26 protein-coding genes and 2 tRNA genes are annotated in these 25,662 nt (G+C 41.1%); 21 read left to right on the forward strand and 7 right to left on the reverse strand.

The window, feature by feature from the left end; translation table 11 throughout:
- Positions 1-3: 3 nt before the first annotated feature.
- Complete coding sequence (locus ABN236_RS16115) at positions 4-351, forward strand: gamma-glutamylcyclotransferase family protein (RefSeq protein WP_023583593.1); 348 nt, start codon at positions 4-6, stop codon at positions 349-351.
- Between the two features lie 227 nt (positions 352-578).
- Here ABN236_RS16115 and ppa read toward each other — a convergent pair whose 3' ends face one another.
- Together ppa and fbp are read right to left on the reverse strand one after the other, a co-directional pair.
- On the reverse strand, positions 579-1,106 hold the full coding sequence (ppa, locus tag ABN236_RS16120) for an inorganic diphosphatase (protein WP_088493990.1): 528 nt from the start codon (positions 1,104-1,106) through the stop codon (positions 579-581).
- A 199-nt stretch (positions 1,107-1,305) separates the two neighbouring features.
- Positions 1,306-2,313, reverse strand: a complete 1,008-nt coding sequence (fbp, locus tag ABN236_RS16125; protein WP_023583589.1) for a class 1 fructose-bisphosphatase — start codon at positions 2,311-2,313, stop codon at positions 1,306-1,308.
- Positions 2,314-2,477: 164 nt separating this feature from the next.
- Here fbp and mpl point away from each other — a divergent pair, with 164 nt between their 5' ends.
- A complete protein-coding gene (mpl, locus tag ABN236_RS16130; RefSeq protein ID WP_088493989.1) occupies positions 2,478-3,857 on the forward strand; it encodes a UDP-N-acetylmuramate:L-alanyl-gamma-D-glutamyl-meso-diaminopimelate ligase in 1,380 nt (459 codons plus the stop codon).
- 58 nt (positions 3,858-3,915) lie between these two features.
- Here mpl and argR read toward each other — a convergent pair whose 3' ends face one another.
- Positions 3,916-4,386 (reverse strand): transcriptional regulator ArgR, encoded by a 471-nt coding sequence (gene argR / locus ABN236_RS16135; protein WP_006535714.1) that lies wholly within the window; start codon positions 4,384-4,386, stop codon positions 3,916-3,918.
- 447 nt (positions 4,387-4,833) lie between these two features.
- On the opposite strand from argR, the gene mdh reads away from it, so the two are divergent.
- Positions 4,834-5,772, forward strand: a complete 939-nt coding sequence (gene mdh, locus ABN236_RS16140) for a malate dehydrogenase (protein WP_088493988.1) — start codon at positions 4,834-4,836, stop codon at positions 5,770-5,772.
- A 102-nt stretch (positions 5,773-5,874) separates the two neighbouring features.
- Here the strand turns inward: mdh and ABN236_RS16145 are convergent, their stop codons facing one another.
- Positions 5,875-6,141: a helix-turn-helix domain-containing protein gene (locus ABN236_RS16145; protein WP_075672811.1), complete on the reverse strand. Its 267-nt coding sequence runs from the start codon at positions 6,139-6,141 to the stop codon at positions 5,875-5,877.
- A gap of 186 nt (positions 6,142-6,327) precedes the next feature.
- On the opposite strand from ABN236_RS16145, the gene ABN236_RS16150 reads away from it, so the two are divergent.
- Together ABN236_RS16150 and ABN236_RS16155 are read left to right on the forward strand one after the other, a co-directional pair.
- A complete protein-coding gene (locus ABN236_RS16150) occupies positions 6,328-6,678 on the forward strand; it encodes a DNA-binding protein (RefSeq protein WP_075672812.1) in 351 nt (116 codons plus the stop codon).
- A gap of 82 nt (positions 6,679-6,760) precedes the next feature.
- A complete protein-coding gene (locus ABN236_RS16155) occupies positions 6,761-7,177 on the forward strand; it encodes a DNA-binding protein (protein ID WP_088493987.1) in 417 nt (138 codons plus the stop codon).
- A gap of 49 nt (positions 7,178-7,226) precedes the next feature.
- On the opposite strand, the gene ispB is transcribed toward ABN236_RS16155, so the two are convergent.
- Positions 7,227-8,198 (reverse strand): octaprenyl diphosphate synthase, encoded by a 972-nt coding sequence (ispB, locus tag ABN236_RS16160; protein WP_088493986.1) that lies wholly within the window; start codon positions 8,196-8,198, stop codon positions 7,227-7,229.
- A gap of 263 nt (positions 8,199-8,461) precedes the next feature.
- Here ispB and rplU point away from each other — a divergent pair, with 263 nt between their 5' ends.
- From rplU to cgtA, 3 genes are all read left to right on the forward strand, one after another.
- A complete protein-coding gene (rplU, locus tag ABN236_RS16165) occupies positions 8,462-8,770 on the forward strand; it encodes a 50S ribosomal protein L21 (protein ID WP_006535707.1) in 309 nt (102 codons plus the stop codon).
- Between the two features lie 19 nt (positions 8,771-8,789).
- Entirely contained in the window at positions 8,790-9,047 is a 258-nt protein-coding gene (gene rpmA, locus ABN236_RS16170) for a 50S ribosomal protein L27 (RefSeq protein ID WP_006535706.1), read from the forward strand.
- A gap of 130 nt (positions 9,048-9,177) precedes the next feature.
- Positions 9,178-10,350 carry an Obg family GTPase CgtA gene (gene cgtA / locus ABN236_RS16175; RefSeq protein WP_270756158.1) on the forward strand — a complete coding sequence of 391 codons (1,173 nt, stop codon included), beginning with the start codon at positions 9,178-9,180 and terminating at the stop codon, positions 10,348-10,350.
- A gap of 86 nt (positions 10,351-10,436) precedes the next feature.
- Here the strand turns inward: cgtA and dacB are convergent, their stop codons facing one another.
- Positions 10,437-11,879 (reverse strand): serine-type D-Ala-D-Ala carboxypeptidase, encoded by a 1,443-nt coding sequence (gene dacB / locus ABN236_RS16180; RefSeq protein ID WP_349474407.1) that lies wholly within the window; start codon positions 11,877-11,879, stop codon positions 10,437-10,439.
- Between the two features lie 409 nt (positions 11,880-12,288).
- Between dacB and greA the strand changes: the two genes are divergently transcribed.
- Positions 12,289-12,765: a transcription elongation factor GreA gene (gene greA / locus ABN236_RS16185; protein ID WP_088493984.1), complete on the forward strand. Its 477-nt coding sequence runs from the start codon at positions 12,289-12,291 to the stop codon at positions 12,763-12,765.
- Positions 12,766-12,886: 121 nt separating this feature from the next.
- Here the strand turns inward: greA and yhbY are convergent, their stop codons facing one another.
- Positions 12,887-13,180, reverse strand: coding sequence for a ribosome assembly RNA-binding protein YhbY (yhbY, locus tag ABN236_RS16190; RefSeq protein ID WP_036914752.1), 294 nt, complete (start codon positions 13,178-13,180; stop codon positions 12,887-12,889).
- Positions 13,181-13,325: 145 nt separating this feature from the next.
- Here yhbY and rlmE point away from each other — a divergent pair, with 145 nt between their 5' ends.
- From rlmE to truB, 12 genes are all read left to right on the forward strand, one after another.
- A complete protein-coding gene (gene rlmE, locus ABN236_RS16195; protein WP_023583577.1) occupies positions 13,326-13,955 on the forward strand; it encodes a 23S rRNA (uridine(2552)-2'-O)-methyltransferase RlmE in 630 nt (209 codons plus the stop codon).
- Between the two features lie 47 nt (positions 13,956-14,002).
- On the forward strand, positions 14,003-15,949 hold the full coding sequence (gene ftsH, locus ABN236_RS16200) for an ATP-dependent zinc metalloprotease FtsH (protein ID WP_075673624.1): 1,947 nt from the start codon (positions 14,003-14,005) through the stop codon (positions 15,947-15,949).
- Between the two features lie 82 nt (positions 15,950-16,031).
- Entirely contained in the window at positions 16,032-16,874 is an 843-nt protein-coding gene (gene folP / locus ABN236_RS16205) for a dihydropteroate synthase (protein WP_088493983.1), read from the forward strand.
- Positions 16,871-18,208 carry a phosphoglucosamine mutase gene (glmM, locus tag ABN236_RS16210; protein WP_088493982.1) on the forward strand — a complete coding sequence of 446 codons (1,338 nt, stop codon included), beginning with the start codon at positions 16,871-16,873 and terminating at the stop codon, positions 18,206-18,208. The genes folP and glmM overlap by 4 nt, the downstream gene beginning before the upstream one ends.
- 165 nt (positions 18,209-18,373) lie before the next feature.
- Positions 18,374-18,718 (forward strand): preprotein translocase subunit SecG, encoded by a 345-nt coding sequence (gene secG / locus ABN236_RS16215; RefSeq protein WP_036914692.1) that lies wholly within the window; start codon positions 18,374-18,376, stop codon positions 18,716-18,718.
- Positions 18,719-18,776: 58 nt separating this feature from the next.
- Positions 18,777-18,866: transfer RNA gene (locus ABN236_RS16220), tRNA-Leu, on the forward strand.
- Between the two features lie 60 nt (positions 18,867-18,926).
- Positions 18,927-19,003 (forward strand) — tRNA-Met (locus ABN236_RS16225).
- 202 nt (positions 19,004-19,205) lie between these two features.
- On the forward strand, positions 19,206-19,658 hold the full coding sequence (gene rimP / locus ABN236_RS16230; protein ID WP_036914691.1) for a ribosome maturation factor RimP: 453 nt from the start codon (positions 19,206-19,208) through the stop codon (positions 19,656-19,658).
- A gap of 20 nt (positions 19,659-19,678) precedes the next feature.
- Positions 19,679-21,187 carry a transcription termination factor NusA gene (gene nusA, locus ABN236_RS16235; protein WP_006535691.1) on the forward strand — a complete coding sequence of 503 codons (1,509 nt, stop codon included), beginning with the start codon at positions 19,679-19,681 and terminating at the stop codon, positions 21,185-21,187.
- Positions 21,188-21,209: 22 nt separating this feature from the next.
- Positions 21,210-23,966: a translation initiation factor IF-2 gene (gene infB / locus ABN236_RS16240; RefSeq protein ID WP_194951657.1), complete on the forward strand. Its 2,757-nt coding sequence runs from the start codon at positions 21,210-21,212 to the stop codon at positions 23,964-23,966.
- A 302-nt stretch (positions 23,967-24,268) separates the two neighbouring features.
- Positions 24,269-24,670 (forward strand): 30S ribosome-binding factor RbfA, encoded by a 402-nt coding sequence (gene rbfA / locus ABN236_RS16245; RefSeq protein ID WP_006535687.1) that lies wholly within the window; start codon positions 24,269-24,271, stop codon positions 24,668-24,670.
- A complete protein-coding gene (truB, locus tag ABN236_RS16250; protein WP_270756175.1) occupies positions 24,670-25,623 on the forward strand; it encodes a tRNA pseudouridine(55) synthase TruB in 954 nt (317 codons plus the stop codon). The genes rbfA and truB overlap by 1 nt, the downstream gene beginning before the upstream one ends.
- Positions 25,624-25,662: the final 39 nt, after the last annotated feature.

Here is a 25,662-nt window from a genome sequence, read left to right on the forward strand (position 1 = left end):
TATATGCGAATTATTGTTTATGGTAGTTTACGGCAAAACCAAGGTAACCATCACTGGATGACCTATGCGCAACTTTTAGGTGAGCATAAATTAGTGGGATATAAACTCTATGATTTAGGGTTTTATCCTGCGGTTATTGAAGGTGAAGGGGAAATAGAATGCGAAGTCTATCGGATAACGCCTTCTATCTTGACAGAGCTTGATGAATTGAAAAAGAACGATCAGGATTACAAGCGCCAACTGATTTCAACGCCTTATGGCAGTGCTTGGATCTACCTTTATCAAAAGCCTGTTGATGGTTTACGTGAAATCAAATGCGGTGACTGGCTAAAACGTCACGAAGAAGAGTAATCAGTAGCATCCTACTTTTGCTCCATGTTATATAAAAATGGCTCGATAGAAATATTGGGCCGTTTTTATTGCTATTAGAATAACCTTGATAAGTGGCATCTTGCTTGTCATGTGTTTGAGGAGAAGAGCCGTACCATCATAAAAAAAGCCCTTCAATAAAATGAAGAGCTTATTTATCAGTAAATTATTAAATAATAACTTACCTAGCTATTCTGAGAGCGTCAGAATTATTTTTTAGCGCGTTCGAAAGAAGACAGAATTTCAGCTTTAGCTGATTCTACGCCTTCCCAACCGTCAACTTTAACCCATTTGCCAGCTTCTAAATCTTTGTAGTGTTCAAAGAAATGTTTGATCTGTGCTTTTAACAGTTCTGGTAGATCGTTCACATCTTTGATGTGATCGTATTCTTTGCTCAGTTTAGTGTGTGGAACTGCAACCAGTTTCGCATCTTCACCTGATTCGTCGGTCATTTTCAATACGCCAACAGGACGGCAACGAATAACAGAACCTGGTTGTAATGGGTATGGAGTTGGAACCAGAACGTCTACTGGGTCACCATCTAAAGATAACGTGTTGTTGATGTAACCGTAGTTGCATGGGTAGAACATTGCTGTTGACATAAAACGGTCAACGAACAGTGCGCCACTTTCTTTATCAACTTCGTATTTGATAGGATCAGCATTTGCTGGGATTTCAATAACAACATAGATATCTTCTGGTAGTTCTTTACCAGCAGGAACATGATTCAGGCTCATAAAAAATTTCCTATAAAAAAATTAATTTTACGTGGCCTGTAGTATAGCGAAAAGTTTTTAACAATACCCGTTTTTTGCCGAACATGTTGCGTTCTGACGTAAAAATAAGCAGCAAATAAAAGAAAGTACTATTTTCAAAGATGAAAAAACCGGACGAATAAGAAGTCCGGTTTATCTATGTTAGTGCTAAACGAATGGATTATTCTTCGTCTGGATATTGCGCCATAAAGCTTTCAGCTTGTTCAACCATCGATTTAGTCCCTACGAAGAAAGGCATACGTTGGTGAAGTTCTTTTGGTTCGATATCGAGAATACGCTCTTTACCGTTACTTGCTTTACCGCCAGCTTGTTCGGCTAAGAACGCCATTGGATTGCATTCATAGAGTAAACGTAATTTACCAGTAGGGTGACTTGCAGTACTTGGATAAATATAAATACCACCTTTCAGTAAGTTACGGTGGAAATCAGCAACTAAAGAACCAATATAACGTGTGGTATAAGGGCGATTTGTTGCTGCGTCTTGTTCTTGGCAATACTTAATGTATTTTTTTACACCTAATGGGAATTTGATGTAGTTACCTTCGTTGATTGAGTACATATTTCCTGTTGGTGGGAAATGTACGCTTTCATGAGATAAACAGAATACGCCTAAAGATGGATCGTAAGTAAAGGCATGAACACCACAACCTGTTGTGTAAACTAACATAGTTGATGAACCATAAACGACATAGCCTGCTGCGACTTGACGATGACCTGGTTGTAAGAAGTCATCTAAAGTGACAGATTGACCAATTGGCGTAATACGGTGGTAAATAGAGAAAATTGTCCCGACGGAAACGTTTACATCAATATTCGACGAACCGTCTAAAGGGTCCATTAGTACAACATACTTAGCATTTTCAGCACGATCACCTTCAAAGATAACAATATCATCTTCTTCTTCTGATCCGATACCCGCAACTTCACCACGCGCTTTTAATGCAGCTTTTAGTTTCTCATTCGCGTAAAGATCCAGTTTCATCTGGGCTTCACCTTGAACATTAGAAACACCGTTAGTACCCAGAATATCGACTAACCCTGCTTTATTAATATCACGGTGGATAATTTTAGCCCCAAGCTTAATTGCTGAAAGTAATGCAGTAAGTTCACCAGTTGCATGGGGAAAATCTTGTTGTTTCTCGACGATAAATTCGCCTAATGTTTTCATGACGCAGGTCCTGAATGTGAGTGGGTAAAGTAAAAAAGGAGGAAAATCTCCTTGGTGGTGGCAAGTTTAGCCAAAGAATCGAATGATTCAAAGGTTAATCCGTTCCTTATCTGCTTTTTGATCGTTAGAATAGTGACCAACTTCATGCTATTGGACAGAAATTCATGCACATTCATATTCTTGGTATTTGTGGCACCTTTATGGGAAGTCTTGCCATTCTCGCTAGAGCAAAGGGACATAAAGTCACAGGCTCGGACGCTAATGTCTATCCACCCATGAGTACTTTATTAGAAAATCAGGGAATTGAACTGATTGAGGGATATGACCCAAAACAATTAGAACCTGCCCCTGACATGGTGATTATTGGTAATGCGATGACACGAGGAAATCCTTGTGTTGAAGCAGTACTTGAAAAAGGTTTGCCTTATACCTCAGGCCCTCAGTGGCTACATGATTATATTTTACCTGAACGTTGGGTGTTAGCCGTTGCTGGAACTCATGGTAAAACAACAACAGCGGGTATGCTGGCTTGGGTTTTAGAAGACTGTGGTTATAAACCGGGATTTTTAATTGGCGGTGTACCGGGTAACTTCCAAGTATCCGCACAGTTAGGCGAAAGCCCTTTCTTTGTGATTGAAGCAGATGAATATGACAGTGCTTTCTTTGATAAGCGCTCTAAATTTGTTCATTACTCTCCACGCACACTGATTTTAAATAACCTTGAATTCGATCATGCCGATATTTTTGATGATTTAGCGGCAATTCAAAAACAATTCCATCATTTAGTTCGTATCGTCCCAGGCACCGGAAAAATCATCATGCCTGATAACGATATGAATTTAAAACAGACCATTGGAATGGGATGTTGGAGTGAACAAGAATTCACAGGTGAAACTGGAGATTGGCAAGCCAAAAAACTCAGTAATGACAGTAGCCATTTTGAGGTATTCCACAAAGGTGAGCGAGTCGGAGAGGTGTGTTGGGGACTTTCTGGTGAACACAACATGCAAAATGGCCTAATGGCGATTGTTGCAGCGCACCACGTTGGTGTTTTACCAGCGGATGCTTGTGAAGCATTAGATAAGTTTATTAATGCTCGTCGTCGCTTAGAGTTACGTGGTGAGGTTAATCAAGTCAGTGTTTATGATGACTTTGCACATCATCCCACAGCGATTTTAGCAACGCTTGAAGCGTTACGCAGTAAAGTCGGTGGAACGGCTCGTATTATTGCTGTGCTAGAGCCTCGTTCAAATACCATGAAAATGGGAATCAGTAAGGATGATATCGCGCCTGCATTGGGTCGTGCTGATGAAGTCTTTTTATTCCAGCCACCTAATATTCAATGGTTAGTGAGTGATATTGCAGAGCATTGTGTACAACCTGCTCGTTGGAGTACAGATCTCGATACATTAGTCGATATGATTGCGAAAGAAGCTCAAGCGGGCGATCATATTTTGATTATGAGTAATGGCGGTTTTGGTGGTATTCATGAAAAACTACTCGCAAAATTAGCGCAACCTAAAGATCCTGATAGCCAATATTAAAAATAAATAAGCCACTGAAAACTCAGTGGCTTATTTTTTGAAGCTGTAGAAAGGCTAATTATAATTCTTGATCAAAAAGATTCAGAATAGCGTCTCGTAATTCTTCTGTAGAAAATCCCGGAGCCGGTGTTGAAAAAATAGTGTCATCACCCGCAATACTGCCAAGGATACCTTCTGCTTTGCCTAATGAGTCTAATAAACGTGCAATAAGTTGTGCCGCACCCGGACTTGTTCTTATCACCACAACAGAATGGTTATGATCGATATCGAGTACCAGATTTTTTAATGGGCTGCTTGCTGTTGGTACGCCAAGCTCAGTAGGAAGGCAATAGACCATTTCCATTTTGGCGTTACGGGTTCTTACCGCACCAAATTTTGTTAGCATACGAGAGATTTTGGACTGATTAATATTATCAAATCCAGCCTCTTGTAATGCAGTCACAATCTCGCCTTGTGAACTGAATTTTTCTTCTTTCAGCAGGGCTTTAAACGCTTTAACCAAGTCTTCTTGCTTAGAAGGAACGCGCATAGTTCACCTTTAGTGAGTTATCAATAACCCGTGTATTATGCAGAGAAGTGAATTTTTATGCAACATAAGACGAAGAAAGGCGAGTGATAGCCTCCTCAAAATTGTAAAGTAGAATGTACTGCAAAAAAAATTTATTTACAGCGTGCGAATGTGATAATTTAAAGAAAGTAAAATATTTGTTAAATAAATGATAAGCTTAAATGATTATCATAAGGATGATGGTGTACTTAACACTTTGCCATATTTATTGAAATTATTTATCAAAAGGGTGTCCACTATCTCATTAACAGATAAGCAATTTGTTTAGAATAACCAAAGTATTATTTTTCACTGAAAATGCCTTATTATGCAATATTGCTGTTAAATAATTGTTTTTTAAAAGGTGAATTGCGTAATAGTGAGTATCTCGAAGGCGTTCCACTATCTCGTAAACTAAGGAGTATCAGAATGAAAGTAGCAGTTCTCGGTGCAGCAGGTGGTATTGGTCAGGCACTGGCACTTCTTCTTAAAAATCAGCTTCCAGCTGGTAGTGAACTCTCTTTATATGATATCGCTCCCGTCACACCGGGTGTCGCAGCTGACTTAAGCCATATCCCGACTCAAGTTACTGTAAAAGGTTTTGCGGGTGAAGATCCTTCTCCTGCGCTAAAAGGCGCTGATGTTGTTCTGATTTCTGCGGGCGTTGCTCGTAAACCAGGCATGGATCGTTCAGATCTTTTCAATGTTAACGCAGGTATCGTGCGTAACTTAATTGAAAAGGTTGCACAAAATTGCCCGAAAGCACTTATCGGTATCATTACTAACCCAGTGAATACAACTGTTGCTATTGCAGCAGAAGTGCTTAAGAAAGCAGGCGTTTACGATAAAAAACGTCTTTTCGGTATCACCACTCTCGATATTATTCGCGCGAATACCTTTGTTGCAGAACTAAAAGGTAAAGATCCACAAAAAACCAATGTTCCGGTGATTGGTGGACATTCTGGTGTGACTATTCTTCCTCTATTATCTCAAGTTGATGGCGTTTCATTTACTGATGACGAAGTTGCAGCATTGACTAAACGTATTCAAAACGCAGGTACTGAGGTTGTTGAAGCAAAAGCAGGTGGTGGATCAGCGACATTATCTATGGGTCAAGCAGCCGCTCGTTTTGGTCTTTCATTAATTCGCGCTCTAAATGGCGAGAAAAATGTTATTGAATGCACTTATACTGAAGGCGACGGAGAATATGCCCGTTTCTTTGCACAACCTATTCTTTTAGGTAAAAACGGTGTAGAGGAATATTTATCTATCGGTAAATTAAGTGATTTTGAAAAGCAATCTCTTAATGGCATGTTAGATGTATTGAAAAAAGATATAATTCTTGGTGAAGAATTTATTAATAAATAAAGAAATACTTTTTTTGCTATAAAAATAATGCAAATTTAAATAAAAACCGCTGATACTATATCAGCGGTTTTTTTTATTAATTATAATGTCTGTAATTATTAGTTAATTATTAGTTTTGGTACGAATCTTTCGTTCAAGTAATTCTCCTGTTTCAGGATGAAAATAACGGCTAGGCCAAATTTCACTAGGAGCTACACCAAGATAATCAGCAATGATTTTCTCTCCTTTAGGCCAAGGGCGAGACAGCGCATTAGCGAGTGTTGAAGAGCTTAACCCTGCTTGGCGAGAGATGGCAGCAAGTGTTGTTCCTCGTTTTCTAAGTGCGGCAATAATATCGGCAGGATGCCAATCAGATTTCCTTGAAATCATTTTTAATCCTTTTTCTATAAAATTGATTGCTGTGTTAGTGGTATAAATAACAGTTTATTAGAAATGTCCTAAAGCATTTAAACTGATTATTTAGAAAATAAAATAACATTATTTTTCTAAAAAGATTTCTGATTTTTTTCTTAATAATTTCTTTTTTGAAGTTGATAACAATTTTAGAGAAACATAATGAAAAAAGAGTGGTATACGGCAAAGGAATTGACGGGTATAGGTGGATTACCTAAATCACCACAAGGTGTAAATTCAAAAGCGAGACGCGAGTCTTGGCAAAAACAGAATGTAAAAAATAAGCAAGGTAATGGTGTTGAATATCATTATTCTTGTTTACCAGAAAAAACTTTAATTGCTCTAGAACTTTATGAGCCATTAGCACATTACAAATTAAATAAAAAAGAGGAGCCACTCGTTATCTGGGTGAAAGCATTCCAACAACTAAATGATGGTGAACAAAAAACATTAACAGAGCTGATATTGCGGGATGGTATTAGAAGTTTTTTAGAAAAAGTCGTCAATGATTAAGCGATTTTAAAGAATCTATTATTGCGTTATCCGCAACAGATATCTATCTGACTAACCTCTTAGTTGAATGTGAGATGAGATCATGAAAAAAGAATGGTATACAGCGAAAGAATTAGTGGGGCTTGCGGGGTTACCTAACTCACCGCAGGGAGTTAACTTGATGGCGCGTCGTGAAGGATGGGAAAACCGTCGTAAACGTGGCGTGCAGGGAAAAGCTGTCGAGTATTCCATAAAAAGTCTACCTGATGAGGTGATTGGTGTGCTCGCTGCACATGAACCTCCGGCTGAGTATTTATCAAAACGTCAGGATGCCTTTTTAATTTGGGTTGAAGCTTATTATCAACTGACCAAATCAGAACGAGAAAAGATTGTGAAATTCGTGCTTCGCGAAGGGCTGGCAAAGCTCATTAGCTATATTGATGCGGATAATCAAGATGCTATTGAACGAGAAAACGAAGAAGTGCTCAATAAATTAAAAAGCCCACCAGAATCGACGTAGTCGCTCTGGCGGGCTTCTTTACATAACTAAGAGGATTTATACATCAAAGTTATGATTGACGTTGTACAGCGACGTGAGCAAGCCCAATAAGCGCATCTTTATACGGTGAGTCAGGTATAATTGATAAAGCTTCAATCGCTTTGTCTGCTTCTTCTTCTGCTTTTTGGCGGGTATATTCCAAAGAGCCACACTGTTTCATAGTATTTAAAACAGTATCCAATAAATGGCGACCATTACCTTGTTCAATGGCTTGGCGAATTAATTGGGATTCTTCTTCATTGCCATTATGCATAGCATGAAGTAATGGCAACGTTGGTTTACCTTCATCAAGATCATCACCAGTGTTTTTACCCAACTGGTTGTTATCTGCATCATAATCAAGCAAATCGTCAATGAGCTGGAAAGCAGTCCCAAGATAACGACCATAATCTTGGAATGCTTTTTCTTGCTCAGGCGTCGCACCAGAAAGAATGGCTGACGCATGAGAAGCCGCTTCAAACAGACGAGCTGTTTTGCTGTAGATAACTTGCATATAGTCATCTTCAGAAATGTCAGGATCGTTACAATTCATTAATTGTAAAACTTCACCTTCAGCGATCACATTGGTGGCGCTAGACATTAATTTTAATACACGCATCGAATCAAGATCCGTCATCATCTGAAAGGATCGTGTATAAATAAAGTCGCCAACAAGTACACTGGCAGCATTTCCAAAGACAGCATTTGCCGTTTGTTTTCCTCTGCGCATATCAGATTCATCAACAACATCATCATGTAACAACGTTGCAGTATGAATAAATTCGATAAGCGCTGCGACCGAGATATGTTTGTCACCTTGATAGTCCAATGCTCGTCCAGTGAGCACTGCGATCATTGGTCGGATCCTTTTACCACCACCACTAATGATGTAGTAACCAAGTTGGTTTATCAAAGAAACATCTGAATTAAGCTGGTAAAGGATTGCCTCATTTACCGCAGTCATATCAGCGGATGTTAGTTTTATAATAGATTCTAAATTCATGTTTTTTCGACTTTGGCTCGCCAATGAGCGCGTTATTATTAATAAAAAATGATCATGCCATAGATTTTACTCTCTTATAATTTAGATTGTACTTTAAAAATGGCTGAAATAAATATCGTGTAAAAAACTCTTTTTTTTAACGCTAGTTTGCGATCTGTACTTGTCATCGGCACTAAATTTGCGTAGAATTCGCGCCCTATGTGAATATTTTAATTGTGCACTCAAATTATACATATTGGGAGTGTGCGGAAAGCGGAGTTTATATGTACGCGGTTTTCCAAAGTGGTGGTAAACAACACCGAGTCAGCGAAGGTCAAACTATTCGTTTAGAGAAGCTGGAAGTAGCTACTGGCGAAACAATCGAGTTTGATACTGTAATGATGGTCGCTAATGGCGATGACATTCAAATTGGCGCTCCAATCCTTGCGGGCGTTAAAGTTAAAGCGGAAGTGGTTGCTCACGGTCGCGGCGATAAAGTTAAGATTGTTAAGTTCCGTCGTCGTAAACACAGCCGTAAACAACAGGGCCACCGTCAGTGGTTTACTGATGTTAAAATCACTGGTATCGCTTAAGGTTTAGGAGAGTAGTTCAATGGCACATAAAAAGGCTGGCGGCTCGACTCGTAACGGTCGTGATTCCGAAGCAAAACGTCTGGGTGTTAAACGTTTCGGTGGTGAAGCTGTATTAGCAGGTAGCATCATCGTTCGTCAACGTGGTACTAAGTTCCATGCAGGTACTAACGTTGGTTGTGGTCGTGACCACACCCTGTTTGCATTAGCTGACGGAAAAATTAAGTTCGAAGTTAAAGGTCCAAACAACCGTAAATTTATCAGCATCGAAGCTGAATAATTACTGGTCCTTTAAGCACCGAGTCAAAAGCCCTGCAAATATGTTGCGGGGCTTTTTATATTTAAAAAAGGCCATCTCTGGGTAATTTCGGCCATCCAGCACGTTAATGGCTACTATACGGAGTAAAATCATGAAATTTGTTGATGAGGCCAAGATCCTAATCGTCGCGGGCGATGGTGGTAACGGCTGTGTAAGCTTTCGTCGCGAAAAATATATCCCTAACGGGGGACCAGACGGTGGTGATGGTGGTGATGGTGGTGATGTCTACATGATTGCAGACGAAAACCTTAACACCTTAATTGATTACCGTTTTACAAAATCTTATCGCGCAGAACGTGGTGAAAATGGCCACAGCCGTGACTGTACTGGCAAGCGTGGTCAAGATATTACTATTAGTGTTCCTGTCGGAACACGTGTCCGTGATTTAGCAACAAATGAAGTCATTGCTGACTTAACTGCTCACGGCCAAAAGCAAATGGTTGCTAAAGGTGGCTTCCACGGTTTAGGTAATACTCGCTTTAAATCATCGGTTAACCGTGCTCCACGTCAACGTACAATGGGAACGCCGGGTGAATCTCGCGAAGTCCTATTAGAGCTAATGTTATTAGCTGATGTGGGTATGCTTGGTATGCCAAATGCGGGTAAATCCACATTTATTCGTGCAGTATCAGCAGCAAAACCTAAAGTTGCTGATTATCCATTTACAACGTTAGTACCAAGCTTAGGCGTGGTGCGTATGGATAATCACCAAAGCTTTGTGGTTGCAGATATTCCCGGATTAATCGAAGGCGCTGCTGATGGTGCAGGTCTTGGGATCCAATTCTTAAAACACTTAGAACGCTGCCGTGTGTTATTACACTTGATCGATATTGATCCTATTGATGGATCGGACCCAGTGGAAAATGCAAAAATCATTATCTCTGAACTAGAGAAATACAGCGAAAAATTAGCACAAAAACCACGTTGGTTAGTGTTCAATAAAGTTGATCTTCTCGATGCTGAAGAAGCAAAAGAGAAGGCAAAAGCAATTGTTGAAGCGCTGGGTTGGGATGAAGACTATTACATGATAGCGGCCATCAACCAAGAAGGTGTGAAAAAACTTTGTTGGAATATCATGGAATTCCTGAATGTTACTCCGCGTGAGCAAGATATTGTTGCAACAAAAGCAGAGCCAGGAAAAGTTGACTTTATGTGGGATGATTACCACAAAGAGCAGCTTGAAAACCCTGATTTCGAAGAAGATGACGATGATGATTGGGATGAAGAAGATGATGATGGGATAGAATTTATCTACCAACGTTAATTATCATTCTTATCATAAAAAAATAAAAAACGCCTGATTAATCAGGCGTTTTTCATATCTATTACTTGTAATTATCTAGTGTAAATCTAGCGGTTGTTATACATATCTTTATACAGATTTGTTTCAAAACGCACTAAATAAGCGCGTCCAGCATTGCGATTCTGTGTAGGGGGTGAATATGCGGAAACGTACTGTACAAATGCCACTTTTTGTCCGTTTGCCGTAGTCATAAAGCCCGCAAGATTATAAACCCCTTTTAATGAACCGGTTTTGGCAGAAACTTTGCCATCAACACCTGCTTCATGAAAACCGCCTCGATACTGCAATGTACCGTCATGTCCTGCAAGAGGAAGCATGGTAATAAAGTTTAATTCACTTTCATGTTGTCCAATATATTGAAGGATTTGCATCATGGTTGCAGGTGAAATGAGGTTATGACGAGAAAGACCTGAGCCATCAACCATAACGGTATTTCCTAAATCAATGCCGGCTTTTTGTTTTAAAATAGCACGGGTTGCTTCTGCGCCAGAGCGCCAAGTCCCTGCAACACCATAATACTCACGACCAATAGTTCTAAATACGGTGTCTGCAATCATATTGTCTGACTCTTTTAGCATGGTAGTCAGTAAGTTATGCAACGGTTTTGATTGTGTCTGTGCCAGTACAGTCACTGGCGTTTTTAGTTGAGAGCGGCGTTTGATATATCCATCAAGCTCAATATTCGCGCGTTGTAACTCTTCTTTTAAAATGGTACCCGCCCAATGAGCACCATCTTGAATAGAGAACATTAAAGGGACTGCATCGTCACGTTTAGGAATACAACCTGTTATTACGTAGGTATTTAAGTCACGAACAGTGACATCTAATTCACAAAAACGGGTACGAGTTGATCCTTTTTCATAAGTTTCAACTTCACTTAAAACGGTTACAGGATAGAAAGAAGCTTTACGTATTGTGGCAATATCACCTTCTTTGTTGCCACTTTGCAGTAAAACAGAAAAACAGTTCTTATCAACAATTGCGGCACTAGGAGGGGCGCTAAAGCATTGAGTTAGATCATTCCAAACCCAACCGGGTGCTTTGTCATGGCTTGAAAAAGCCGAAGTATCAATAAGCAAATCGCCGTGCACTTTTGTAACACCTGATTGTTTTAATACGGCAACCATTGCTCTTAATTGTTGGCGGGTTAATGTAGGATCGCCTGTAAAACGAAAGATCAAATCACCCATAAGCTGATTGTCTTTTATCTTACCTTCTGTTTCCATTGTTGTGGTGAATTGATAGTTTCCACCTAATTGAAGTAATGCCGCGAGTGCAGTCACCACTTTTTGAGTACTTGCTGGAAGTGCTAATTGATCGGCATGATAATTAAGATTAGGAGAAGCAGCGCCAACGGGTTGAGTTATTAAACCTACTTGAGTTCCTTCGGGAAGAAGGGATGTGTAGTTTTCAACAGGTATCGCTTGAGTTGAAAAACTGATGATACTTAATGTGTAGAGTATCCGTCGAAATGTTGATAGTAAGCGCATAATTTCTCTATCCGTGACTATAGCGTGTAACGTTACAGTATTGATTGCCAGAGGCTAATACTAAAGGGCAATGAGGGCAAAAGTAAACGGTAACAAGCAGGATTAGCTTATTATCGGAAAAAGTCTGTTTATCTCTTTATAAAGAGAGATAAGGCGTGAAGCAATGCGTCTGTTGTGTTAGATTTAGTTTTAAGTCTGGAAGGGTTAGTTTTCGTCCCAACAGCATGAGTTGGGAATATAATAGTGTCCCCTCATTCACCGAATATCCGTAGAGACAGGCCCAATTTAAGGCTGCCTGTGTCTTTTTTTGTCTTGAGAAGAGTAAATAGATCCTTTTCTCTGTGTTGTTAGTATAAAAAATCAGGATGATACCTATTTTTTATTAGGAATAGTATTGAGGTATTAACACATGAATCAGATCCCTATGACAGTTCTAGGTGCAGAAAAATTACGCGAAGAGCTGGAATATTTAAAAGGTGTTCGTCGTCCCGAGATTATTGCCGCTATCGCTGAAGCTCGTGAACACGGAGACTTAAAAGAAAACGCGGAATATCATGCTGCAAGAGAGCAACAAGGTTTCTGTGAAGGTCGTATACAAGAAATTGAAGCAAAGTTATCAAATGCTCAAGTCATTGATATTACAAAGATGAATAACAATGGCCGTATTATTTTTGGTTCAACAGTGACATTGTTAAATGTTGAAACTGAAGAAGAGCAAACTTACCGCATTGTTGGTGATGATGAAGCGAACATTAAAGAAAACTTAATTTCGGTTAACTCACCGATTGCGCGTGGATTGATTGGTAAAGAGTTAGATGATGTCGTTGTTATCACAACACCGGGCGGACAAGTCGAGTACGAAGTTTTAAACGTAGAATATATTTAATTTATAATTTTACGTTTCTATAGAAAACTAGACTGCTATCCTGTGGTAATATAAAAAAGGCCTTAAAAGGCCTTTTTTGCCATAGAGTTAGTTATGGCATTTTTATATAAAGATACAAGTTTTATTTCGGTAAAATAATCTTACGTGCTTCTGAAGGACGATAAAGAACAAGAATTTTTCCGATAACTTGTACATTCTGTGCACCGCTTTCGCGTACAATCGCTGCCACGATCAAGTTTTTAACATCTCGATCTTCGCCTGCGATTTTGACTTTGATAAGCTCATGGTGCGCCAGAGCGAGTTCAATTTCTGCAAGAACGCCTTCAGTCAACCCGTTGTTACCAATCATAACGACTGGATTCAGGTGATGAGCGAGCCCTTTCAGGTGTTGAATTTGTTTTTTGTTAAGAGTCATCATTAATTTTTGCTTTGTTGGGATTGAAAACGATCTATTCTAACGCCATCTCTCACTTATCACCATAAAATGTCGTTAATACGGGGTTAAATGAGTGAAAGAGTAAAAATTTTGATAGCTAAGTGTATGATAGTTGGAAAACGCAATGGCCAATAAGAAACGTTCGGCAAGCTCTAGCCGCTGGTTACAAGAACATTTTAGTGATAAATATGTTCAGCAAGCACAGAAAAAAGGGTTTCGCTCTCGTGCTTGGTTTAAACTGGAAGAAATTCAGCAAAGTGACAATATCTTTAAACCAGGTATGACCGTTGTCGATTTAGGAGCAGCCCCTGGTGGGTGGTCTCAATACGTTGTACAGCAGTTAGGAAGTAAAGGTCGAATCATCGCATGTGACCTTTTACCTATGGATCCTATAGTCGGAGTCGATTTCCTTCAAGGCGATTTTCGTGATGAACTTGTGTTGAAGGCATTGCTTGATAGAGTAGGTGAAAACAAAGTCCAGGTTGTCATGTCTGACATGGCTCCAAACATGAGCGGTACACCCGCGGTCGATATCCCTCGATCCATGTATTTAGTAGAGTTAGCGCTTGATATGTGTCGTGATGTACTGGCTCCCGGGGGAAGTTTTATTGTCAAAGTGTTTCAGGGAGAAGGCTTTGATGAATACCTGGGGCAAATACGCTCCCTGTTTACGAAAGTGAAAGTTCGTAAACCAGACGCTTCGCGGTCTCGTTCTCGTGAGGTATATATTGTAGCCACAGGGCGTAAACTTTAGTACCCTAAAGCTATTTGTTAACACAGTTGTAATATGAGGTTAATCCCTTGAGTGACATGGCGAAAAACCTGATCCTCTGGCTAGTTATTGCAGTCGTTTTGATGTCATTATTCCAGAGCTTCGGACCCAGCGATTCGAATAGTCGTAAGGTGGATTACTCTACCTTTATCAATGAGTTAACTAATAACCAATTACGCGAGGTCAGCATAAGTGGTTATGATATTAATGTAACTAAAACAGATAACTCAAAGTACAGCACGTATATGCCTATGCGTGATGACAACCTGCTGACCACTTTAATGAACCGTAATGTAAAAGTAACGGGCGAACCACTTGAAGGCCAAAGTCTTCTGACTCAAATTTTTGTGTCTTGGTTCCCAATGCTATTACTGATTGGTCTTTGGATTTTCTTTATGCGCCAAATGCAAGGTGGTGGCGGTAAAGGTGCGATGTCTTTCGGTAAAAGCAAGGCACGCATGTTGACAGAAGACCAAATCAAAACAACCTTCGCTGATGTCGCGGGTTGTGATGAAGCGAAAGAAGAAGTAAGCGAATTAGTTGAGTATTTACGTGATCCAGGTCGTTTCCAGAAATTAGGGGGTAAAATCCCTAAAGGTATTCTGATGGTAGGACCTCCAGGTACAGGTAAAACATTATTAGCAAAAGCCATCGCGGGTGAAGCTAAAGTTCCATTCTTTACCATTTCAGGTTCTGATTTCGTTGAAATGTTCGTGGGTGTGGGTGCTTCTCGTGTTCGTGATATGTTTGAACAAGCTAAAAAAGCAGCACCTTGTATCATCTTTATCGATGAAATCGATGCGGTCGGTCGTCAACGTGGTGCAGGTTTAGGTGGTGGTCATGATGAACGTGAACAAACACTGAACCAAATGCTAGTTGAGATGGATGGTTTCGAAGGTAATGAAGGTATTATCGTTATCGCGGCGACTAACCGCCCTGACGTATTAGACCCAGCATTACTTCGCCCAGGTCGTTTTGACCGTCAAGTTGTTGTTGGTTTACCTGATGTACGTGGACGTGAGCAAATTCTTAAAGTCCATATGCGTCGTGTACCTTTATCACCAGATGTTGATCCCGCGATTTTAGCGCGTGGTACACCAGGTTTCTCTGGTGCTGACTTAGCTAACTTAGTTAACGAAGCGGCTTTATTCGCTGCACGCGGTAATAAACGTGTTGTCTCAATGGTCGAATTTGAGAAAGCGAAAGATAAGATAATGATGGGCGCAGAGCGCCGTTCAATGGTGATGACTGAAGAACAAAAAGCATCAACCGCTTATCATGAAGCTGGTCACGCAATTATTGGTCGTTTAGTACCTGAACATGATCCTGTGCATAAAGTGACGATTATTCCTCGTGGACGTGCATTAGGTGTGACTTTCTTCTTACCTGAAGGCGACCAAATCAGTGCAAGCCGTCAGAAATTAGAGAGCCAGATTTCAACACTTTACGGTGGTCGTTTAGCTGAAGAAATTATCTATGGTGTAGAGCATGTTTCTACAGGTGCTTCTAATGACATCAAAGTTGCAACCAATATTGCACGTAACATGGTGACACAGTGGGGCTTCTCTGAAAAATTAGGGCCATTACTGTACGCAGAAGAAGAAGGTGAAGTGTTCTTAGGTCGTTCTGTTGCTAAAGCGCAGCATATGTCTGATGAAACAGCTCGTACAATTGACGAAGAAATTAAAGCTATCGTTGATCGTAACTATGTTCGTGCTCGTCAGATCTTAATGGACAACCTTGATATTCTGCACTCAATGAAAGATGCACTGATGACTTATGAAACTATCGATGCGCCTCAAATTGATGATTTAATGAATCGTCGTGATGTTCGTCCACCTGCGGGTTGGGAAGGCAATAATGGCAATAGTGGTACAACGACTACTGCCCAGCCAGCACAAACGCATGTAGCGAGTGAGCCAAAAGATAAGCCTGAGTCAGAAAGTGATACACCTTCTGATAAAAATACTCACTAATCCTTATCGGGTTATGCATATTGAGTAAGCTATAAATATAAACCCCAGGCTTCTGGGGTTTTTTTATGAAGGTATCAATGAAATGAAATTAATGGCTAGAGGAACAGAACTTAATTTATCAACACCCCAAGTTATGGGGATTTTGAATGTCACTCCAGACTCTTTCTCAGATGGTGGCACTCATAATTCACTTAACGATGCGGTTAACCACGCAGCAAAATTAATCGCTGAAGGGGCTTCTATCATCGATATTGGTGGAGAGTCTACCAGACCCGGCGCAAGTGATGTCTCTATTGATGAAGAGTTGCAGCGTGTTGTTCCTGTTGTTGAGGCTATTCGTCAGCGTTTTGATGTTTGGATCTCTGTTGATACGTCCAAAGCTCAAGTCATTACTGAATCTGCAAATGCAGGTGCTTCAATTATCAATGATATTCGCTCTTTACAAGAGCCGGGAGCACTTGAAGCAGCGGCTAAAACAGGTTTGCCAGTGTGTATTATGCATATGCAAGGCGACCCTAAAACTATGCAACAATCACCACATTATGAGAATGTGTTGATGGATGTTGATCGTTTTTTACAAGAAAATATTCAACGTTGTGTTGATGCCGGGATCGAAAAAAATCAAATTATTCTTGATCCAGGATTCGGCTTTGGTAAAAATTTAGCGCATAATTACCAATTATTAGCACACTTAAGTGAACTTCATCACTTTGGTCTACCCATACTTGCCGGAATGTCACGCAAATCAATGGTTGGACAACTATTGAATGTCCCACCGCAAGAGCGTGTTGCTGGTAGCGTGGCATGTGCTGTCATTGCAGCGATGCAAGGCGCACAAATTATTCGTGTACACGATGTTAAAGAGACTGTTGATGCGATGAAAGTCGTACAAGCGACTCTTTCTGCAAAGGAAAATAATGAATGAGCGAACGTAAATACTTTGGAACAGATGGTATCCGTGGAAAAGTAGGTGATAGTCCAATTACACCTGATTTTGTATTAAAACTAGGTTGGGCTGCGGGCAAAGTATTAGCACGTCATGGCTCTCGTAAAATCATTATTGGTAAAGATACACGTATTTCAGGCTATATGCTGGAATCTGCATTAGAAGCTGGTTTAGCTGCGGCTGGTTTATCTGCTTCATTTACAGGACCAATGCCAACACCTGCTGTTGCTTATTTAACGCGTACATTCCGCGCTGAAGCCGGGATTGTGATTTCAGCTTCTCATAACCCTTATTACGATAACGGGATCAAATTCTTCTCTATTGATGGCACAAAATTACCAGACGAAGTAGAAGAAGCGATTGAAGCTGAAATGGAAAAACCAATTACCTGTGTTGAATCAGCAGAGCTTGGTCGTGCAAATCGTATCGTGGATGCTGCGGGTCGTTACATTGAATTCTGTAAAGGGACTTTCCCAAATGAAAACAATCTTAACGGTCTAAAAGTCGTTGTCGATTGTGCTCATGGCGCAACATATCATATTGCACCAAATGTATTTCGTGAATTAGGTGCTGAAGTGATCACTATTGGTTGTGATCCTACTGGTATCAATATCAACGAAGAGTGTGGCGCAACAGATGTTCGTATGTTGCAAAAACGCGTATTAGAAGAAGGCGCTGATGTTGGTCTAGCTTTTGATGGTGACGGTGACCGTATCATCATGGTTGACCATCAAGGTCTAAAGGTTGATGGCGACCAAATTCTCTACATTATTGCGAGAGAAGCATTACGCCAAGGCCAATTACGCGGCGGTGCAGTGGGTACTCTAATGAGTAATATGGGATTAGAGATAGCACTGAAACAACTGGGTATTCCTTTTGTAAGAGCAAAAGTGGGTGACCGCTATGTACTTGAAAAATTACAAGAGAAAGGCTGGCGCTTAGGTGCTGAAAACTCAGGTCACATTATTTTATTAGATAAAACGACTACAGGTGACGGTATTGTTGCGGGCTTACAAGTTTTAAGTGCAATGGTACGTAACCACATGAGTCTGCATGATTTATGCAGTGGCATGAAACTATTACCACAAATTTTAGTGAATGTTCGTTTTACAGGTAGCCACGATCCGCTACAAACACCTGAAGTTCAGAAAGTCGCTAAAGCGGTTGAAGAAGAACTGGCTGGTAAAGGTCGTGTATTACTGCGTAAATCAGGAACAGAACCCTTAATTCGTGTCATGGTTGAAGGTGAAAATGAAGAGCAAGTCACTGCGATGGCAAATCGTATTGCCGACGCTGTGAAGCACGTTGGTTAATTGATGCTTTTTTCTTCAATCAATCACTTTGTAGAAAAATAACCTTGCTTGTCAGTTCAGCTTTGGTTAGTATTCACACCCGCTTAGTAAGGTCTTGAACTAAAGCGGGTGAAGCAATCGAAGGTTATCGTTAAGACGATAAGTTCCATAGAAAAGGTAACGCAAATGTATACGGCACTCATTGTTATTCTTATCATTGTAGCAACAGGGCTAGTTGGTCTGATCCTGTTACAGCAGGGTAAAGGTGCTGATATGGGCGCTTCTTTTGGTGCAGGTGCTTCCGGTACAGTATTTGGTTCAAGCGGTTCAGCTAACTTTATGACCCGTATGACCGCTGTTTTAGCGACAGCTTTTATTGTACTTGCCCTTATTTTAGGTAATCTAAGTGCCAATAAAACTGTGCGTGAAGACAGCAAATGGATGTCTATCGAGCAGACTACAGAAGAAGCTAAAAAAGCTGAGCAATTAGCAGCGCCTGTAGCGCCAGCAAATACAGATATTCCGCAGTAAACTAAGTAAAGATTTAAATGAGATTGTTAATTTTTACGCAGTAACAGTCTCATTAAGTGCCGAGGTGGTGAAATTGGTATACACGCTACCTTGAGGTGGTAGTGCCTATAAAACGGGCGTACGGGTTCAAGTCCCGTTCTCGGCACCATTATTCCAGATAGCTTGCGTTTTGCTTGTTATCAGCGTAAAATTTGCCACGTTTTTCGAACGCGGGGTGGAGCAGCTTGGTAGCTCGTCGGGCTCATAACCCGAAGGTCGTCGGTTCAAATCCGGCCCCCGCAACCACTTCTAACAATACAGCACTTTTCTCATTAATCATCTTGTTGAACCGATTATGATCCTGAGTGGAATGTGCCGTAAGAAGAGGTTATTCTCGAATGGCAAGTTACAGGGTCCAGTTGCATAAAGCCCCGAATTTCGGGGTTTTTTGTTATCAGAGAATAGAATACTGGGCTATAGGCCCTTTTTTTATGCCTTGGGGGTGGGTTTGTCCACATTAGAGCAAAAATTAACAGCGATGGTTTCAGCACCAGTAGAAGCATTAGGCTTTGAATTTGTCGGTCTTGAGTTTATTCGTGGCCGAGAATCAACATTGCGCATCTATATTGATAGTGAAGACGGTATCACTGTTGATGATTGTGCTGATGTTAGCCACCAGGTCAGTGCTGTGCTGGATGTTGAAGATCCAATTCAAACAGTTTATAACCTTGAGATCTCTTCTCCTGGTTTAGAACGACCTTTATTCACTGCAACGCATTATGAGCAATTTATCGGCGAAGAAGCCGCTATCGTATTACGAATTGCAATGCAAAACCGCCGTAAATGGCAGGGCATTATTAAGTCTGTCGCTGGCGAAATGATCACGGTTACTGTGGATGGTAAAGACGAAGTGTTCGCACTGAGCAACATCCAGAAAGCTAACCTGGTACCCCACTTTTAAGTTTTGAAGAGGCAACTAGGATGAACAAAGAGATTCTGGCTGTTGTGGAAGCGGTCTCTAACGAAAAATCTCTTCCTCGTGAAAAGATTTTTGAAGCACTGGAAACCGCACTAGCGACAGCAACTAAGAAAAAATACGAGCAAGAAATTGACGTTCGTGTATGTATCGACCGTAAAACCGGTGACTTTGATACATTCCGTCGTTGGGTTGCCGTTGATGAAGTGACTCAACCAACTCGTGAAATCACACTTGAAGCTGCTCAATATGAAGATCCTAGTATCGAACTAGGTGGTTATATTGAAGATCAGATTGAATCTGTTACTTTCGACCGTATTACAACACAAACCGCTAAACAAGTTATCGTACAAAAAGTACGTGAAGCTGAAAGAGCAATGGTTGTTGATCAATTCCGCGAACAATTAGGCGAAATTATCACGGGTGTTGTGAAGAAAGTGAACCGTGAGAATATCACTTTAGATTTAGGCAATAACGCTGAAGCGGTTATTTTACGCGAAGATATGTTACCGCGTGAAAACTTCCGCCCAGGTGACCGTTTACGTGGTGTTTTATACGACGTACGTACAGAAACTCGTGGTGCACAACTTTTCGTGACGCGCTCTCGCCCTGAAATGCTGGTTGAACTTTTCCGTATTGAAGTACCAGAAATTGGCGAAGAAATCATTGAAATTAAAGCTGCAGCGCGTGATCCAGGTTCTCGTGCCAAAATCGCAGTAAAAACTAACGACAAGCGTATTGACCCAGTGGGTGCTTGTGTTGGTATGCGTGGTGCGCGTGTACAAGCCGTTTCCAGTGAATTGGGCGGCGAGCGAATTGATATTGTTCTGTGGGATGATAATCCTGCACAATTCGTCATTAATGCAATGGCTCCGGCAGATGTTGCTTCTATTGTTGTCGATGAAGACAAATGTACAATGGATGTTGCAGTTGAAAGCAGTAACCTTGCACAGGCGATCGGCCGTAATGGTCAAAACGTTCGTCTGGCAGCACAGTTACTGAAAAAACATCGTGGTGATGACAAGTGGGAATTAAACGTCATGACTGCTGATGAACTGAATGCAAAACATCAGGCAGAAGCAAACGCAGCCATTGAAATATTTACTAAGCATCTCGACATTGATGAAGACTTCGCAACTGTTTTAGTTGAAGAAGGTTTCTCTACCCTTGAAGAGTTAGTTTATGTGCCAATCAGTGAATTGCTGGCTATTGACGGACTAGATGAAGATACCGTTGAAGCTCTACGTGAAAGAGCTAAAGCTGCATTAACAACGATTGAATTGGCTCAAAAAGAAAGCCTAGGCGATAACCAACCAGCCGAGGACTTATTAGCTCTCGAAGGATTGGAGCGCTCTTTAGCATTTGATCTAGCTGCCCGTGGTATCTGCACACTGGAAGATCTTGCCGAACAGGGTATCGACGACCTAACTGATATTGAAGGTTTAAATAGTGAGCGCGCAGGCGAACTCATTATGGCCGCACGTAATATCTGCTGGTTTGGGAATGATGCGTAACAACTGAGCAGGAAGGAACAGAATGACAGATGAAACAGTAAAATCACTGGCAGAAGAGATTCAGACACCGGTTGAACGTTTGGTACAGCAATTTGCTGATGCCGGTATTAAGAAGACCGTCTCTGATTCTGTCTCCCAAAAAGAGAAAGAAACCTTACTGGCTTGGTTGAACCGTGATAAAGACGTATCAACCAACCAACCAGAAAAATTAACGTTGCAACGCAAAGTGCGTAGTACGTTAAGTGTTCCTGGTACAGGTGGCAAAAGTAAATCAGTAGCCATCGAAGTCCGCAAAAAACGCACTTATGTGAACCGTGACGCCGTTGAAAAAGCGCAAGCGGATGAGCAAGCTCAGCGTGAAGCGGAAGAAAAGGCGCATCGCGAAGCCGAAGAAAAAGCCCAGCGCGAAGCACAAGAGAAAGCACAGCGCGAAGCTGAAGAAAAAGCAAAACGTGAAGCTGAAAAGGCAAAGAAAGACGCCGAAGAAAAAGTGAAACGTGAAGCTGAAGAAGCAAAACGTGAAGCAGCGGAATTAGCTAAGCGCGAAGCAGCGGAAAAAGATAAAGTGAAACAAAACGATAAACCAAAAGCTGATAAAGCAGCAGATCAGGAAAAAGCACGTCGCAATGCTGAACAGGCTGAACTGAAGCGTAAAACGGAAGAAGCACAGCGCCGTAAAGCAGAAGATGAAGCAAAAGTTGCAGCAGAAAAAGCACGTCGCTTAGCTGAAGAAAATGCTGAAAAATGGACTGCTGAACCTAAAGCGCCAGAAACTGAAGGCTCAGACTATCATGTAACCACATCACGTTATGCTCGTGATGCAGAAGATGAAAGTGATGCTGAAGTTGAAGGTGGCCGCGGTCGTGGTCGCAACGCTAAGGCTCCTCGTCCTAAGAAAAACAACCGCCATTCTGAAAAAGCAGATCGTGAAGAAGCACGTGCTGCTGGTCGTACTAACAAGAAAGGTAAACGTAAAGGTAGCTCATTACAGCAAGGCTTCAATAAGCCAGCGGTTGTTGTAAACCGTGATGTTATTATCGGTGAGACTATTTCTGTTGCTGAACTTGCTAACAAAATGGCAGTAAAAGGGTCTGAAGTTATCAAAACTATGATGAAGATGGGTGCTATGGCGACCATTAATCAGGTTTTAGACCAAGAAACTGCACAGCTTGTTGCTGAAGAAATGGGTCACAAAGTTATCTTACGTCGTGAAAACGAGTTAGAAGAACAAGTCATGAGCGATCGTGATACTGGCGAAGAAAGCGCAGTATCTCGTGCACCAGTTGTAACTATCATGGGTCACGTTGACCACGGTAAAACATCATTACTGGACTACATTCGTTCAACGAAAGTAGCATCAGGTGAAGCGGGTGGTATCACCCAGCATATCGGTGCTTACCACGTTAAAACTGACAAAGGTGAAATCACCTTCCTGGATACTCCAGGTCACGCCGCGTTTACTTCAATGCGTGCTCGTGGTGCTCAGGTAACGGATATCGTTGTTCTGGTTGTTGCGGCAGATGATGGTGTAATGCCACAAACTATCGAAGCAATCCAACACGCAAAAGCAGCAAACGTACCTGTTGTTGTTGCAGTGAACAAAATTGATAAACACGAAGCTGATCCAGATCGCGTTAAAACTGAACTGTCTCAATATGGCATCCTGCCAGAAGAGTGGGGCGGTGAAACTCAGTTTATGCACGTATCTGCAAAACAAGGTTTAGGTATTGACGAACTGCTGGATGCTATTCTTTTACAAGCCGAAGTTCTTGAACTGAAAGCAGTTAAAGAAGGCATGGCAAGTGGTGTTGTTATCGAATCTTACCTTGATAAAGGTCGTGGTCCAGTTGCAACTATTCTTGTCCGTGAAGGTACACTGAATAAAGGTGACATCGTTCTGTGTGGTTTCGAATACGGTCGTATTCGTGCAATGCGTAACGAATTAGGTCAAGACGTTCAATCTGCTGGCCCATCAATGCCTGTTGAGATTTTAGGTCTGTCTAACGTTCCTTCTGCAGGTGATGAAGCAACAGTTGTTCGTGACGAGAAGAAAGCGCGTGAAGTTGCATTATACCGTCAAGGTAAATTCCGCGATGTTAAACTGGCTCGTCAGCAGAAGTCTAAACTGGAAAACATGTTTGCTAACATGGAAGAAGGTAAAACTTCTGAACTGAACATCGTTCTGAAAACAGACGTTCAAGGTACTTGTGAAGCGATTACTGATGCATTAGTTAAACTGTCTACTGATGAAGTTAAACTGAAAATCATCGGTTCTGGCGTAGGTGGTATCACCGAAACTGACGCAACATTAGCCGCGGCTTCTAACGCAATCATTCTTGGTTTCAACGTTCGTGCTGATGCATCTGCTCGCCGTATCATTGAACAAGAAAGCGTTGATTTACGTTACTACTCCGTTATCTATAGCCTAATTGATGAAATCAAGCTGGCAATGAGCGGTATGTTGGCACCTGAATATAAACAAGAAATCATGGGTCTTGCAGAAGTCCGTGATGTGTTTAAATCACCTAAATTCGGCGCAATTGCGGGCTGTATGGTGGTTGAAGGTAACATCAAACGTAATAACCCAATTCGTGTTCTGCGTGATAACGTGGTTATCTATGAAGGCGAACTTGAGTCACTGCGTCGCTTTAAAGATGACGTCAACGAAGTGCGTAACGGCATGGAATGTGGTATCGGTGTGAAAAACTACAACGATGTCCGTGTTGGCGACATGATTGAAGTCTTCCAAGTTATCGAAATCAAACGTTCTATTGATTAATTTAGTCCGTCTTGTTTTAAAAGGGAGCTCAAGGGCTCCCTTCTTATTCCTTTCTTTGCTGTATTCCCCTTTTATTTCCTCTCCATTTTTCAACATAACCGAAATAGATTGCCTTTCAGTAATTTATGAAAGTGAAATAACAGGGTAAAATAGCACCAAAGAAACATTTTATTTCTAAAGAAAGAAATCAGAGAAAGCGGTTGTTAAATACCACTTCATGTATACTCTTTAGATATCATTGATTTTAGATTTTAATTAACAATGACAATTAGGGCGATACCCTATTGTCAGGGAGAGATAAAATGGCAAGAGATTTTAGCCGCAGTCAGCGTGTTTCTCAGGAAATGCAAAAAGAAATCGCCATCATTTTACAACGTGAAGTCAAAGATCCACGTATTGGAATGGCGACGGTATCTGGCGTTGAGATTTCTCGTGATTTGGCTTATGCCAAAGTATTTGTCACCTTTTTGAACTTATCAGGTGGTGAAAAAAGCGAAGAAGAGATGGTTGCAGAGGGTTTAACTGCACTTAATGAAGCCGCTGGTTTTATTCGTTCTTTATTAGGCAAAGCGATGCGCTTACGTATTGTGCCTGAACTGACATTTGCTTATGACAACTCATTAGTTGAAGGTATGCGTATGTCTAATTTAGTTTCTAACGTCGTTAAAAGCGATGAAGAGCGTCGTCATAAAGAGGACAAATAATGGGGCGTCGTCGTAAGGGGCGTGAGATTAACGGCGTATTGCTACTCGATAAACCCCAAGATATTTCCTCTAACGATGCACTCCAAAAAGTCCGCCGTATGTTTAATGCCAGCAAGGCAGGGCATACAGGGGCGTTGGATCCTTTAGCAACAGGTATGCTCCCTATTTGTTTAGGTGAAGCAACGAAATTTTCACAGTTTCTATTGGATTCAGATAAGCGTTATCGCGTTATTGCACGTTTAGGGCAACGAACAGATACCTCTGATGCACATGGTGAGGTTATTCAAGAGCGCCCAGTACAATTTACACAGCAAGCTTTAGATGATGCCTTGGATAGCTTTCGCGGTGAAACATTGCAAGTCCCTTCAATGTACTCCGCTTTAAAACATCAAGGTAAACCGCTTTACGAATATGCTCGACAAGGTATTGAAGTAGAGCGTGAAGCAAGACCTATCACCGTTTATGAACTCCAGTTTATTCGCTGGGAAGGTGATGAGTTAGAGCTGGAAATTCATTGTTCTAAAGGCACTTACATTCGAACAATTATTGATGATCTTGGTGAGAAATTACAATGTGGTGCTCACGTTATTTTCTTACGTCGATTAGAAGTCGCAGATTATCCTAAAGAGCGAATGGTAACGTTAGAGCAATTAAGAGCGATGATAGAAAATGCACAAACTGCGCAAGAAGATCCTTTCTTGGCACTTGATGCACTGTTATTGCCTATGGATACCGCTGTTGCACATTTTCCGGTTGTGAATTTAACCACGATTATTGCGGGTTATCTCAAGCTGGGACAGCCTGTTCGGGTTAATCATGACATTAATGAAGGCGAATGGGTGAGAGTAACTGAAGGCGATGAAAAAAAATTCATCGGCCTTGCTATCATTAAAGATGGCCTCGTTGCTCCGAAAAGAGTTGTTGTAGACTATAGCGCACAAGATAACACTTAATAGCAATCTTGCGCTAAAAGTGTTTGAAGCGTAGAATAA

The sequence above is a fragment of the Proteus sp. fly-1013 genome, from assembly GCF_040140245.1.
GTDB classification, from domain to species: Bacteria; Pseudomonadota; Gammaproteobacteria; order Enterobacterales; family Enterobacteriaceae; genus Proteus; species Proteus mirabilis_B.